We start from the raw sequence: 13,648 nt of genomic DNA on the forward strand, positions 1-13,648 counted from the left end.
GCGGCGTTCCTCCTCATCGCTTCGCTCTGCATCGTCACCACCTTAGGCGACGTCGCGCGCTGGCGAGCGACAGAGATGTTCAGTAAGTTAATCTTTAACCTTGTGAAGCGAACCCGAGAGGTTGGGTTCGCAGGTTTGTCTTCGCCCGTCGAGAGGTATGCGCGTGGCTCCGAGCATGAGTAGCTTGGTTCTTGCCCGATCGTTCGAGAGGGGCCTACGTGGGTGAGGTGCGTGCACTCTCGCTAGCACCATCGGCGAGTCCTGCTGAGCTGGACCAGCACGCATGGTCTGATCCCGCACAGTTCACGAGGTGGCACACCGAGATCCGACGCAGGGTGCTCGCCCACCTCAACGAGTTCGTCAAACACCGGTGCGCCGCCGAACTGTCCGAGTCCGGCGTGCAAATAGCCGGCGATATCCTTCTCGATTTCGTAGCCGGCGGAAAATGCCTACGGTCGACCTTCATGTACCTGGGCTGGCTCGCGGGTTCGGCAGACAGCGACGAGGCTCTCTTCGCCTGCACCGGCCTGGAGTTGCTACACGCCTTCGCCCTGTTGCAGGACGACGTGATGGACGCCGCATCGTCGCGTCGCGGCCGTCCGGCGGCCCACGTGCAGTTCAGTCAATGGCACCGGAGCCAGAAGTTGTCCGGTCCAGCGGAGCGATTCGGCGAATCGGCGGCGATCCTTTTGGGTGACCTCTGCCTGATCTGGGCCGAGCAGATGCTACGGGAAAGCGGCGTGGAACATCGCAGCCTGCAGCAGGCCTGGCCCCGCTACGACGCGATGCGCACCGAACTCGCAGTGGGCCAATTCGCCGATCTCGCAAACGATGTCCGGGACTTACCCTCGATGGACACGGTCCTGGATGTGGCGCGACGCAAATCGGGCAACTACACCGTGCGCCGGCCGCTGGAAATCGGCGCGGCGATGAGCGGCTGCAGCGATCGCACCATCTCGGGCCTGGGCCGCTACGGTGAAGCGGTCGGTGAAGCGTTCCAACTTCGTGACGATCTGCTCGGGGTGTTCGGCAACGCGTCGGTGACCGGCAAACCCGACGGCCAAGACCTCGTCGAACGCAAAGCCACCAGTGTCATCATCGCCGCACACCAGCTGGCCGATCCAGCCGTCCGCCGACAGCTCACCGAGTTGATGAACACCATTGAACTCGACGCCGACGCGATCGAAGGTTGGCGTGAGTTGATCGTCCAGACCGGTGCCGTGCGGTGGATCGAGGCGACCATCAGCGATCGGGTAGCCCGCGCACTTGACGAACTCGACCAGCTTCGGATCAGCGAGCCAGTGCGAGCCGCATTGACGCACATGGCCGCCGTCTGCACCCAGCGAGCCGACTGATGCGAAGTGTGCAAGGCCCCACTGGCCGCGTCGTCGTCGTCGGCGCCGGCTTGTCCGGACTGACCGCGGCGCTGCACCTGGCCGGGCGGGGCCGCGAGGTCACCGTCGTCGAGCGTGAGGACTGGCCGGGCGGGCGCGCCGGTCGGGTCGACGTGCGCGGGTATCACCTCGACACCGGACCCACCGTGCTCACGATGCCGGACATCATCGACGAAGCCTTTGCCGCGGTCGGCGAAAACCGTTCGGATCGTTTGGATCTGATGCCGATCGATCCCGCGTATCGAGCGCAATTTGCCGATGGCAGCAGCCTGGACGTGCACAGCGACGCCGACCTCATGGCCGAGGCCATCGCGGGATTCGCGGGCGCCAAACAGGCCGAGGGCTACCGGAGGTTGCGCACCTGGCTGACCAAGCTGTATCGCACGGAATTCGACGGGTTCATTGCCGAGAACTTTGATTCCCCGCTGGCGTTGGTGAATCCGCAACTGGCGCGGCTGGCGGCCCTGGGCGGATTCCGCAAGTGGGACACCATGGTCAACCGCTACATCTCCGACGCCCGGTTGCGGCGAGTCTTCACGTTTCAGTCGCTTTACGCCGGAGTCGCACCCCGAAAGGCGCTGGCCGTCTATGCGGTGATCGCCTACATGGACACCATCTCCGGGGTCTACTTCCCGCGCGGCGGAATGCGGGCCCTGCCCGACGCATTGGCAGCCGCCGCCGCCAACGCCGGAGTGCGCTTCGTCTATGGCGCGACGGTCACCGGACTGGAGCGCAGTGGCAGCCGGGTAACCGCCGTGCTCACCGACACCGGCGAACGCCTCGCCGGCGACGCCGTGGTGCTGACCACCGAACTGCCGACCACCTACCCGCTGCTGGGGCGCAAGCCGCGACGCATCGGTCGGCTGCGGCCGGCGCCATCTGCGGTCGTCGCCCACGTCGGACGGCCTCGCTCGGCACCCGCGAATCCACCTCTGGCACACCACAACATCATCTTCGGCCAGGCGTGGGACCAGACGTTCACCGACATCATCAGGGACGGTCAGCTGATGCGGGATCCGTCGCTACTCGTCACCAACCCCACGGCCAGCGACCCCGGCCTGGCCCCGCCCGACCGTGACTTGTTCTATGTGCTCGCCCCCGCCCCCAACCTCGAACGCGGGATCATCGACTGGTCGCGCCTCGGCGACAGCTACACCGAGCAGCTCATCGATATCGTTGGCGCGCGGCTGATTCCGGGATTCAGGGACGGTGCCGAAGTGCTCCATGTCGTCAACCCCGAAGACTGGGCCGCTCAAGGGATGATCGCAGGCACACCGTTCGCGCTGGCTCACACGTTCGCTCAGACCGGGCCGTTTCGTCCGGCCAACACCGTGCGGGGCATCGACAATGCGGTGCTCGCCGGGTCGTCGACGGTTCCCGGCGTCGGGGTGCCGACCGCGATGATCTCCGGCAGGCTGGCGGCCGACCGGGTCACCGGCATCGCCGATCAACCCAGGCAGACCGTCATCGCGAGAGCCGGCAAGTCATGATCCGCACCGAACTGAGCGCCGCAGGCATCGACGATCCGCAACTGCGCGCGGCCTACCAACGCTGCCGCACGCTCAACGCCGCCCACGGCCGCACGTTTTTTCTGGCCACCCGACTCCTCGCGCCCGACCAGCGCCCGCCGATCCATGCGCTCTACGGGTTTGCGCGGTACGCCGACGACATCCTCGATGACTTCGATTCGTCGTTGGACACTCCGACGCGGGCGGCCCGCCTGCAACAACTCAGCGACCAGTTCTTCTCTGCCGACAAGCATCCGAGCAACCCAGTGCTGGCCGCGGTCCGCCACACCGCGCGGCGTTACGCGATCGGCGACGAATTGTTCGACGACTTCCTGACATCCATGCGCATGGACCTCACGGTCACCGACTATCCCGACCGCGACGCGCTCAACCTGTACATGAAGGGCTCCGCGGAAGCGATTGGCCTGCAAGTACTTCCGATTTTGGGCAGCATCGGCCCCGCCGAGCAGGCCGCGCCGCACGCCGCGGCGCTGGGCAGAGCGTTTCAACTGACCAACTTTCTGCGTGACATCGACGAAGACCTGGTTCGTGGGCGGGTCTACCTGCCTGCCGATGAACTGGCTTCCCACGGCGTCGACCGCGAACTGTTGATGTGGTGCCACACCAATCGCACCACCGACCACCGGGTGCGCAATGCGCTGGCCGACCAGCACCACATCGCCCGCGGTGTCTACCGCTACGCCGCTGACGGTGTCGCTCTGCTGGAACCGCGGTCTCAGCCGTGCGTCGCAACTGCGTTGACGCTCTACGCCGACATCCTCGATCGCATCGAAGACAGCGCCTTCTCGGTGTTCACCCACCGCGCCACCGTGGGGAACGGGCGACGACTGCGCGTCGCCGGCGCCGGGCTGATCCGCTCGTGGCGGGCACGGCGAACACATCGGGTCGGGTCAGAAGCGCGCAAATCTGGTGCAGCCTAGTGGATCACTGGCAGTATCTGATTGTGCTCGGCGCCTGCCTGGCAATAACTTTGCCGCTCGAGATCTTTCGCCCCGGCGTGTACCGCCAAGCGTGGCGGGCCACCCGCGCGGTGCTACCGGTTGCCGCCGCGTTCCTGCTGTGGGACGAAGTCGCAATTGCCGCCCATATCTGGACTTACAACCCCGCCTACGTCACCGGTGTCGAGATACCGTTCCACATGCCGATTGAAGAGGTCTTGTTTTTCCTGGTAATTCCCTTGTGCGCCTTGCTGACCTACAACGCGGTGAGCGCGATCCTGCGACGGGTCACCCGCCGATGACGGGCCTCGGTTACACCGTCCCCGCCGTGGTGTCGGCGCTGGTGGTCTGCGCCCTCGAGTTGATGGTGTTGCACACCGGCCTTTTTCGGCGCCCGGCGTACTGGCTGTCGATGGTGATCGTGATCGGCTTCCAGATCCTGACCGACGGCTGGCTCACCAAACTGAGCGCCCCGGTCGTCATCTACGACGACCGGCAAACCAGCGACGTTCGATTTCCGTTCGACATCCCGGTCGAGGACTTCTTGTTCGGCTTCGCCTTGGTAACCGCGGTCCTGCTGCTATGGGAGCGACAACGTGAACATCAATAACACCGGCCTGCCTCGCGCAGACGTGCCGGCCGCCTTCGACGTCGGCGCCTCGGCCTACGACCGCCTCGTCGGTACCAGCCCGGGATACCATGCCCACCTTCGCCTTTCGGCGCAGCGATTGCGGTTGCCCAACGACGGGCGCGGCCTGCGGCTGCTGGATGCGGGCTGCGGTACCGGCGCCTCGACGGCAGCTCTGCTCAGCGTCGCCCCGAACGCTGACATCGTCGCCATCGACGCGTCAAAAGGCATGCTCGACGAGGCGAAGAACAAACCGTGGCCCCCGTCGGTGCAATTCGTGCACACGCCGGTGGAAGGCCTCGCCGACAACGGCGTTGTCGGGCCCTTCGACGGGATCCTGGCCGCGTATTTGATCCGCAACCTGGCCGATCCCGATACCCAGCTGCGGGCGCTGCGCGACCTGCTGGCACCCGGCGCCACTTTGGCTGTGCACGACTACTCGGTCCGCGACTCGCGCGCAGCTACCGCGGTGTGGAACGCGGTGTGCTGGGGCATCATCATCCCGTCGGGGTGGTGGCAGACGCGCGACGCGACGCTCTACCGGCATCTGTGGCGCAGCGTGTTGACCTTCGACGGCGCAACACGATTGCGGCAACGGATGCGTGATGCGGGCTTCGTCGCGGTGCACAGCGAGACCATGCCGGGCTGGGAAACCAACATCGCGCACACCTTCCTCGGGGACGCGCCGACATGACCGATCGGCACCGCCGCACCTTCCCGGCACCGCCCGGGCTGCCCAGTGCCGCAGCGCTGTCCTCGCGGCCGCGAGCCGTCGTCGTCGGCGGCGGTATCGCGGGTCTGGCCGCCGCGACGGGTCTGGCCGAACGCGGCATCGGCGTCGACGTGGTCGAGCGTGAGGAGTATCTCGGTGGCCGGGTCGGGGGCTGGACCGAGCCGACGGGCGGCGTCGAGCTCGCCATGAACCGGGGCTTCCACGCGTTCTTCCGCCAGTACTACAACCTGCGTTCGCTGCTGAGGCGCGTCGATCCCGCGCTGTCGATGTTGACCGCTGTCGACGACTATCCGCTCGTCGACGGCGCCGGCCGCCAGGACACCTTTCGCGGGCTGCCCCAGACGCCGCCGTGGAATGCGCTCGTGTTCGCCTTACGCAGTCCGACCTTCCGGTTCACCGATCTGCTCAAGATCGACGCGCGGGCCGCCGCGCCGCTGGCCGCGGTGTCGCTGCCCGATATCTTCGATCGCCTTGACCACGTCGACGCCGGGACTTTCTTGAAGAGCATCAACTTCCCCAAGGCGGCGCGGCATCTGGCCTTCGAGGTGTTCTCCCGCAGCTTTTTCGCCAGCCCCGCCGAACTGTCGGCCGCGGAGCTGGCCACCATGTTCCACATCTACTTCCTCGGCTCCAGCGAGGGCCTGATCTTCGACGTCGCCAACTCCAACTTCGACACCGCACTGTGGGAGCCGCTTCGGCAGTATCTCATCGATCTGGGAGTCCGCTTTCACCAAGGCGTTTCGGTATCGAGCATCGGCAGCGGCGGTGGCGCGGCGTTTACCGTCAACACGGTTGCCGACGGTCGATTAGAAGCCGATGCCGTCGTACTGGCCACCGACATCGCCGGACTGCGGCGAATCGTCGAGGCCTCATCTGGGCTGGGCGACGATCTGTGGCGGGCCCGTATCAAGCGCCTGCGCACCGCCCCGCCGTTCAGGGTGCAAAGGCTGTGGCTCGACCGGCCGGTCGCCGATGACAGGGCGGCGTTCCTGGGCACCTCCGGCCATGAACCGGTCGACAACATCAGCGTCTTAGACCGCTACGAGCGCCAGGCCGCCGACTGGGCCCGGCGAACCGGCGGTTCGGTGGTCGAATTACATTCGTACGCGGTCGAATCCCCACAGCCGCACGACGCGATGCTCGCCCGACTGCACACCCTCTACCCGGAGACCGGCGGCGCGCGAATCGTCCACGAGCGAACGTTGCAGCACCACGACTGCCCGCTGTTCGCACCCGGAACCCATGCCCACCGTCCCACTGTGGTGACCCCCCAGCCGGGGCTGCTGCTGGCCGGTGACGGAATTCGTATCGACTTGCCGGTCGCGCTGATGGAGCGCGCAGCGACCACCGGATGGACGGCCGCCAACGAGATACTGCAGCGGTGGGGCGTCGCCGGCCACCCATTGGCCACGGTTCCCACCCAGGGCCGCTCGGCATTGCTGCGCTATCTCGCCGGTCGAGAGAGGCGTTCGCGACGATGAGCATCCGTGATCGCTGGCCCAAAGATTGGCCGCTGCAGCCAATCCCGCCAGGTACGTGGGCGGGTCAGCGTCCGACCTACCGCGACGCCTCCCCAGCGATCATCACAGCCGCGCTGGAGCGCTCGCAGCGCCGACCGACGGGCAACTGGTACACCTTCGCCGCAAGCCGCGACGTCCGCAGCGGCCAACCGCTCGGCTTCACTGTGGCCGATGTCGAGTTGGTCGCGTGGCGCGATCAGCAGTCGCGCCTGTGTGTCGGGCCACGTAGTTGCCCCCATCTCGGCGCCGATCTGGCAACGGCCGCGGTCCAGGACGGCAGGCTGATCTGCCGGTGGCACGGCCTGTGCCTCGGTCCCGACACCGACGAATACCGCTGGCGGCTGATGCCGAGTTGCGACGACGGCGTGCTGGCGTGGGTGCGCCTGGACGCCGTCGGAGGCGAGGAGCCGCTCGATCATCCGGTGATCCCGACCCGGCCGAGCGGCGACACGTTGGACGCCGTGGCGACGATGGTCGGCACCTGCGAGCCTTCCGACATCATCGCCAACAGGCTCGACCCCTGGCATGGCGCGTGGTATCACCCGTATTCCTTCACCCAGCTTGAGGTCCTGACCACGCCCACCGAGGAGACGGACAGCTTCCTTGTCGCGGTGACGTTCCGGATCGGCCGTGTCGGCGTACCAACCGTGGCGGAGTTCACCAGTCCGGAGGCGCGGACCATCGTGATGCGCATCGTCGACGGCGAGGGCGTCGGCAGCGTGGTCGAGACCCATGCCACCCCGGTCGGCTCGGGCCCTGACGGGCTGCCGCGAACGGCGGTGATCGAGGCGACTATTGCGCATTCCGAGCGGACCGGCTTCCGGCGCGCGCGGTCCGTTGCTCCATTGATCACACCGTTGATGCGCATTGCGGCGGACCGACTGTGGAAAGACGACCTGGCCTACGCCGAGCGTCGCTATCGGCTACGGGCCGGCAAGGCGTGACGGCTAGGCACGTGCCGCAGTCCCGGCACCCCGCGCTCTCGCGGTGACGTAGCGGGCGATGCCGGCGAACAACGCGTCACGCAAGGGCCTCGATGCGGCCCAAAATGCCTCTCCGGCAAGACCGTACGGTTGGAACACCACGCGCTGCCGGTAGCAACAATGTTCGCCGTCCGCGCCGCTCGTCGACAACTCCAGCCACAGTCGTCCCGGCAGCGGTACGTCCGCCCGCAACCGCAACAGCCGGGGAGCCTCGACGTGCTCGACTCGCCACCAGTCCAGCGCCTCACCCGCATGCAGCGGCCGTTGCGATCCGGGCAGCCCCTTATCGGGCTTCCGCCCGGTCCAACCGCGAATCGCCCACGCCGGTGGCGCTGCCGACCAGCCGTGCTCGGCACCGATCGACTCGAACACCCGCCACAGCGTCTCGGGGTCGGAATCGACGCGTCGTTCCGAGATCTGCTCGTGCAGCGCACCGCCGGCCCAATCCGGATCCGAGGGCAGGGGCTGCGATGGGGCTTCCTCGCCGCCCGGGCGCGACCACCGCGTGCTCAGCGCCCTCTCGCGGGTCCGCTCCAGCGCCAGTTCGACGGCGTCTTCGAAGTGCGTCAAACCGTTCTCGGGGTCGGGGATGTACTTGGCGATGTCGTGCTCGGCGCACACCACGTCGTTCTCCAACGACTCCATCAGCGACGAAATCAATGATCGTGGGAGCGGGGTGATCAGCTTCACCCAATGCGAGGACAGCAGCGGCGTGAGAACCGGCACCGGAATCGCGAAGCGCCGTTTCAGGCCGGCGATCGCCGCATACTTCCGGATCATCTCCGTGTAGGTGAACGTGTCAGGACCCCCGATGTCGAAGGCCCGACTGACATCTGCCGGAATTTCAGCCGCTTTGGTCATGTAGTACAGCACGTCGCGGACAGCAATCGGCTGCACTTTTGTGCGCAGCCAGCGCGGGGTGACCATCACCGGCAGCCGCTCGGTGAGGTATCTCAGCATCTCGAAGCTCGCCGAGCCTGCTCCGATGATGGCCGCCGCGCGAAGTTCGGCAGTGGGAACTCCGGAATCATGAAGCAGCCGGCCAACTTCGGCGCGCGACGCCAGATGGTCGGACAATTCCTGATGCTCGGCGATGATGCCGCCGACATAGATGATACGTGTCAAGCGCGCTTGCGCGGCGGCATCAGCCACGATCGAGGCGCCGCGGGCGTCCACGTCGACGAAGTTGGCACTCAACATCGAGTGCACCAGGTAGTACAGCACCTGCTGGTCGTCGAGCGCCGCCCGCACTTTGTCGGCATCGGTGACGTCGCCCGGTACCACCTCGACGTCTCCGCGCCACGGCACGTCATCGAGCTTTGCCGGCGTGCGCGCCATCACTCGGACCTGATGACCGGACGACAGCAGCGCCGGAACAAGACGCATACCGAGGTAGCCGGTAGCGCCAAAGACTACGCACCGCATCGCGCTCTCCTTGCTCGATTCATCTACGGAATGGGCCGCAACACACGCCCGCGGCCGGAGTACCCGGTTTCGGTCGGCTGCTATGCACCCTCGATCTCCTTCACAAGATGAATAGTTAAGTTTATAGTTTCGTTCAGCTGTGGGTAGCAAAACCCGCGGCTGACAGGCGTCGCACCCGGGGGGAGCGACGAACAACCAGGTGGAGAACAGATCAGCAACGTGGGGATTGCCCATGCCCACCCGCACACGGTAGTCGGACACGGGACATGTCTCACTTGTGCACCGCGTTCACGATCCGGTCAAAACGTAATTCGCACGTCGGAAAGCGAACACGTTGGAAAGTGAACGTAGCACCAATGTCTGAATCCCATGAGGTGCCGACGGATTCGCACTCCGTGACCTACCTGCAGGCAGCGCAACTCGTCTCTGATTTGCATCAGCGCGCGGCGTTCGATATTCCCGCGCTGCTCAGAGAGTTGCTAGACGGCGCGACGCACTTGGTCCCAGGAGCCCAATATGCGGGAGTCACGGTCACCCAGCGACGCCCGCTTGCCGAGACCGCGTCGGCCACCCACAATTACCCCGTTCTGCTGGATGAAATCCAGAACCGATCCCAGCAGGGGCCGAGCCTGGCAGCGGCCACGTTGCAGGACAACGTTCGCATCGACGACCTTGCAGCCGACGATCGCTGGCCACTCTTTCGCCAGGAGGCGCTCGCATGCACTCCCGTCCGATCGGTGATTTCAGTCGGAATGCTGCGGGAGCGGTCGACGGCGGCGACCCTGAATTTCTACGCCGAGCCTGCGCAGGCCTTCGACGACGACTCCTTGAACATGGCCCTGGTTTTCGCGGCGTACACCGGTTTGGTGTGGAACATGATGCGGCGCGACCTGCAATTCCGCGCGGCTCTGATCTCGCGCGACGTGATCGGTCAGGCCAAGGGCAGGATGATCGAGCGGCTCGACATCGACGCCGCCGAGGCCTTCGAGATGCTCAAGCTGATGTCGCAGGACGCCAACACGCCCCTGGCGGTGGTGGCGCGACGCGTTGCCGACGGCGATGCCCGGCCGTCTCCAGGTTAGCCAACATTGTTATGCCACTGGTGATCTCATGTGACAATGTCGAACTCCCAACACCGCTTCGGGGGTGGCCCATTGACCCGGCTGCCCCATTCCAAAGCGGGGCAATACGGCATTGCGCAGGTTGCTCGCGTATCGTCCCTTTTCCAGCTGTTCTTAGAAACTCTGGATCGAGAATCGCCAAAAAGGATGCGGTCAGGTGACTAAGCGGCTTACGGGCAGTCCGTCTCCCGGTCGAGCACAGCTAGAAAGGCTGATGTCGGCCGACATGCGGGCGGTCACGGCACAATCCGACCGGGTGGGCCGCTACTTCGCCCGTCGGCACGACGTCAGCGGCAACGACTTTCACGCGTTACTGCACGTCATGGTCGCCGAGACGGCGGGAACGCCACTGACGATGGCTCAGCTACGCCAGCGGATGGATGTCTCACCGGCGGCGATCACCTATCTTGTCGACCGGATGATCGACGCCGGCCACCTCAGGCGCGAATCGGATCCAGCGGACCGACGCAAGGCGCTGCTGCGCTATGAATCCAGCGGAATGAAGTTGGCGCAGGGCTTCTTCGCGCCACTTGGCGTGCACCTGCGCGCGGCGCTCGCGGCGTTACCCGACGAGGATCTCGCCGCCGCGCACCGCGTTTTCGACGCGATGATCGCTGCGATGTCCACATTCGAGGACGAGCTGCTGACACAACAAAAGTCGGCACCGGTCACGCACGACGTAGCCCGACTCGAAAAGAACTGACCTGCAAGGATTCAGATGGGCATGACGCCGATGCGGCGTAGCGCCTCCAGATCTGGCGCACCGGCGCCGTGCAAGCAGATCCGCAATTCGTCGATAAAGCATTGCAGCCAATCCACTACTGCCGCACTCGATTCGATCGCCGCCTTCAATAGCGGGCGGGCGACCGCCACCACGTCCGCACCCAAGGCCAGCGCTTTGGCCGCATCCATACCGGTACGGATACCGCCGGAGGCGACCAGCGGGACGGCCGGCAGGACCGTGCGGACTTCCACGATGGCCTGAGCCGTCGGGATGCCCCAGTCGGCCAAGTCGGGGAAGCGGACCTCGCCGTAGCGGACAAGTTGCTCCACCCGCGACCACGAGGTGCCGCCCGCGCCGGCAACGTCGATCGCGGCCACCGGCAATTCCTGCGACCCCCGCACCAGCTCGGTGACTGCCGCGGCGCCGATACCGTGGCCTACCTCTTTGAGCAGAACCGGGTACTCCAGCGCGCCGGCAACCTGACGCAGCCGATGAAGCGACCCGGAGAAGTCCCCGTCACCGTTTCGCTGCACCGCCTCCTGCAGCGGATTGGTGTGCACCGCAAGCGCATCCGCTCCAACACGTCTGAGTGCATTCACAATGTCGTCCACGGCAGCGGCATTGAGCTGCGCGAGTCCGATATTGCCGAACAGCAACACATCCGGTGCGATGTCGCGAACGGTGAAACTGGATGCCGCCTGCTCCCCCAGCGCACTGTCCAGCATGATGCGCTGCGACCCGAGCATCATCCCGACACCCAACTGCTGGGCGGCCGCCGCCAGGTTCGTGTTGATCGTCGCGGACAACTCAGCTCCGCCCGTCATTGCTCCGACCAGTATCGGCGCCCGCAATGGCGCGCCCAAAAAGTGGGTGGACAGGTCAACATCGGCCAGGCTGGTCTGAGTGAGCGCGTTGTAGGGCAGGCGGTAACGCTCGAGCCCGGTTGTCACACCGGTAAACGTCACCCGGTCGTCGAGGCACACATCGATGTGGCGCAGCTTGCGGGTCGTCATCCCGTTGGAATCGGTCGGCATCACACCTCGCCTCCTTGCTCAGTCGACCGGCGTCTCGGGCAGTTTGAACGATGCCAGGTCGCGTTGATAACGCCGCATTGCCTCGATCAGCGCGGCGAACACGCGGCCCGCCGCGTGCAGGTCGGAGTCGGGCAGGTCTGCCATCGCCTCATGGGAGTGGCTTCCCAGCGGGGCGAAGAACGCCCGCGCAGTGGCCAGTCCGGAGTCCGAGTAACGCAGGATGACCTTACGCCGGTCACCGGGGTCGGACTCGCGAGTGATGTGACCGGACGCCATCATCCGGTCGACCAGATAGGTGATCGCGGCGCCGGACAAACCCATGCGTTGACGCAGTTCACCCGAGGTGACCGGCACACCCGCTGTCTCGGCCACCATCACGTGCAGCAGCGCGCGAAAGTCGGTGGGCCGCACATCATGTATCGCCGCGAAGGTCCGACCGATCTGCTCGGACTCGGCCGTCAGCACCCGCACACACGCGGAGATCTGCTGCTCAAGCGCGGCTCGGCCGTCCGACATCTCTTCTGGTCCCATGACGGCGATCAGTTTATCGGTACCCCACCAATACTTCAGTTGATTAATACTTAATCGACTGAAATAATTGGTGGGTCGAAGGGAATCCAGGTGAACAAGCAAACTCTCGCCGCCACCGCTCTGGCTGTCAGTGCCACCGCGGGCATCGGCAGCACAGCCAGCCAACGGCGAGTCACGCAGTGGTACTCCCGGCTCCGGAAACCGAGCTATGTGCCGCCCAACGGGGTGTTTCCGGTCGCATGGACCACGCTTTACGGCGATATCGCGGTGACGTCCGCGACCGCCATCGACCGGCTACGGTCAGCCGGCCGCCACGACGAGGCGCGCAAATACACCGTCGCGCTGGCCGTCAATCTGATCCTCAACGCCGGCTGGAGTTGGCTGTTCTTCAAGTACCAAAAGCTGGGTGCCTCGACGATCGGCGCAGCCGTACTGGCGGCCAGCAGCGCCGATCTGGCCAGGCGGACCGCCGCCGCGGACCGCAGAGCCGGTGCCGCGCTGCTGCCGTACCCGTTGTGGTGCGCCTTCGCCACTTTGATGTCGGGACATATCTGGGTACTCAACCGCCGATGAAATCGGTGAGCCGCTGATGCCCGCGCTGCTGTGGTTCCGTCGCGACCTCAGATTGCGTGACCTTCCGCCGTTGTTGCGGGCCGCTGACAGCGGTGAGGTGTTGGCGTGTTTCGTGTTCGACCCGAAGCTGGAAGCGTCCTCGGGCGCTCGCCGGATGCGGTTTCTTTGCGACTCACTGCGGCAACTGCGCGGCGAACTGGACGGTCGGCTTCTGGTGACCAGGGGCCGGGCGGAGGAAAGAATCCCCGCTCTGGCCAAGGAAATCGATGCCAGCTCGGTGCACGTCTCGGAGGATTTTTCACCGTATGGCCGACGTCGCGACGACCGGGTGCGTGCGGCGTTGGGTGACGTGTCGCTGGTCTCGACGGGCTCGCCGTACCTGGTGTCGCCAGGGCGGGTGATCAAGGACGACGGCGAGCCCTACAAGGTATTCACGCCGTTTTACAACCGCTGGCGCGACATGGGTTGGCGGGCACCGGCGCGCTCGGGAGTCAGGTCCGCCGCTTGGGTCGATC

At 65.7% G+C, this 13,648-nt stretch carries 15 protein-coding genes; 12 read left to right on the forward strand and 3 right to left on the reverse strand.

Annotated elements, in window-relative coordinates; all coding sequences use genetic code 11:
* Nucleotides 1-218: 218 nt before the first annotated feature.
* The 8 genes from AC2VOG_RS09885 to AC2VOG_RS09920 are packed head-to-tail and all read left to right on the forward strand — an operon-like array spanning nt 219 to nt 7,686.
* The gene (locus AC2VOG_RS09885; protein ID WP_486939724.1) at nt 219-1,355 is read left to right on the forward strand and encodes a polyprenyl synthetase family protein; all 1,137 of its coding nucleotides are present in this window, start codon (nt 219-221) and stop codon (nt 1,353-1,355) included.
* A complete protein-coding gene (gene crtI / locus AC2VOG_RS09890; protein WP_486939725.1) occupies nt 1,355-2,884 on the forward strand; it encodes a phytoene desaturase family protein in 1,530 nt (509 codons plus the stop codon). Before AC2VOG_RS09885 ends, crtI begins: the two co-directional genes overlap by 1 nt.
* Nucleotides 2,881-3,843 (forward strand): phytoene/squalene synthase family protein, encoded by a 963-nt coding sequence (locus tag AC2VOG_RS09895; protein WP_486939726.1) that lies wholly within the window; start codon nt 2,881-2,883, stop codon nt 3,841-3,843. The genes crtI and AC2VOG_RS09895 overlap by 4 nt, the downstream gene beginning before the upstream one ends.
* Nucleotides 3,843-4,163, forward strand: coding sequence for a lycopene cyclase domain-containing protein (locus AC2VOG_RS09900; protein ID WP_486939727.1), 321 nt, complete (start codon nt 3,843-3,845; stop codon nt 4,161-4,163). The genes AC2VOG_RS09895 and AC2VOG_RS09900 overlap by 1 nt, the downstream gene beginning before the upstream one ends.
* A complete protein-coding gene (locus AC2VOG_RS09905) occupies nt 4,160-4,471 on the forward strand; it encodes a lycopene cyclase domain-containing protein (protein WP_486939728.1) in 312 nt (103 codons plus the stop codon). The genes AC2VOG_RS09900 and AC2VOG_RS09905 overlap by 4 nt, the downstream gene beginning before the upstream one ends.
* On the forward strand, nt 4,458-5,183 hold the full coding sequence (locus tag AC2VOG_RS09910) for a class I SAM-dependent methyltransferase (protein ID WP_486939729.1): 726 nt from the start codon (nt 4,458-4,460) through the stop codon (nt 5,181-5,183). The genes AC2VOG_RS09905 and AC2VOG_RS09910 overlap by 14 nt, the downstream gene beginning before the upstream one ends.
* Complete coding sequence (locus tag AC2VOG_RS09915; RefSeq protein ID WP_486939730.1) at nt 5,180-6,703, forward strand: FAD-dependent oxidoreductase; 1,524 nt, start codon at nt 5,180-5,182, stop codon at nt 6,701-6,703. The genes AC2VOG_RS09910 and AC2VOG_RS09915 overlap by 4 nt, the downstream gene beginning before the upstream one ends.
* On the forward strand, nt 6,700-7,686 hold the full coding sequence (locus AC2VOG_RS09920; RefSeq protein ID WP_486939731.1) for a DUF5914 domain-containing protein: 987 nt from the start codon (nt 6,700-6,702) through the stop codon (nt 7,684-7,686). The genes AC2VOG_RS09915 and AC2VOG_RS09920 overlap by 4 nt, the downstream gene beginning before the upstream one ends.
* Nucleotides 7,687-7,689: 3 nt before the next feature.
* Here AC2VOG_RS09920 and AC2VOG_RS09925 read toward each other — a convergent pair whose 3' ends face one another.
* A complete protein-coding gene (locus tag AC2VOG_RS09925; RefSeq protein ID WP_486939732.1) occupies nt 7,690-9,150 on the reverse strand; it encodes a DUF2867 domain-containing protein in 1,461 nt (486 codons plus the stop codon).
* 356 nt (nt 9,151-9,506) lie between these two features.
* Between AC2VOG_RS09925 and AC2VOG_RS09930 the strand changes: the two genes are divergently transcribed.
* Nucleotides 9,507-10,232, forward strand: a complete 726-nt coding sequence (locus tag AC2VOG_RS09930) for a GAF and ANTAR domain-containing protein (RefSeq protein ID WP_486939733.1) — start codon at nt 9,507-9,509, stop codon at nt 10,230-10,232.
* A gap of 196 nt (nt 10,233-10,428) precedes the next feature.
* Nucleotides 10,429-10,974 carry a MarR family winged helix-turn-helix transcriptional regulator gene (locus AC2VOG_RS09935; RefSeq protein ID WP_486939734.1) on the forward strand — a complete coding sequence of 182 codons (546 nt, stop codon included), beginning with the start codon at nt 10,429-10,431 and terminating at the stop codon, nt 10,972-10,974.
* 11 nt (nt 10,975-10,985) lie between these two features.
* On the opposite strand, the gene fni is transcribed toward AC2VOG_RS09935, so the two are convergent.
* Both fni and AC2VOG_RS09945 read right to left on the reverse strand, forming a co-directional pair.
* Nucleotides 10,986-12,029, reverse strand: a complete 1,044-nt coding sequence (gene fni / locus AC2VOG_RS09940; RefSeq protein ID WP_486939738.1) for a type 2 isopentenyl-diphosphate Delta-isomerase — start codon at nt 12,027-12,029, stop codon at nt 10,986-10,988.
* An 18-nt stretch (nt 12,030-12,047) separates the two neighbouring features.
* Nucleotides 12,048-12,560 carry a MarR family winged helix-turn-helix transcriptional regulator gene (locus tag AC2VOG_RS09945; RefSeq protein ID WP_486939735.1) on the reverse strand — a complete coding sequence of 171 codons (513 nt, stop codon included), beginning with the start codon at nt 12,558-12,560 and terminating at the stop codon, nt 12,048-12,050.
* A 90-nt stretch (nt 12,561-12,650) separates the two neighbouring features.
* Between AC2VOG_RS09945 and AC2VOG_RS09950 the strand changes: the two genes are divergently transcribed.
* Both AC2VOG_RS09950 and AC2VOG_RS09955 read left to right on the forward strand, forming a co-directional pair.
* Nucleotides 12,651-13,133 (forward strand): TspO/MBR family protein, encoded by a 483-nt coding sequence (locus AC2VOG_RS09950; protein ID WP_486939736.1) that lies wholly within the window; start codon nt 12,651-12,653, stop codon nt 13,131-13,133.
* Nucleotides 13,134-13,149: 16 nt separating this feature from the next.
* On the forward strand, nt 13,150-13,648 hold a 499-nt coding region (locus AC2VOG_RS09955; protein WP_486939737.1), incomplete at its 3' end, for a deoxyribodipyrimidine photo-lyase.

The organism is Mycobacterium sp. TH-M11 (assembly GCF_057473725.1).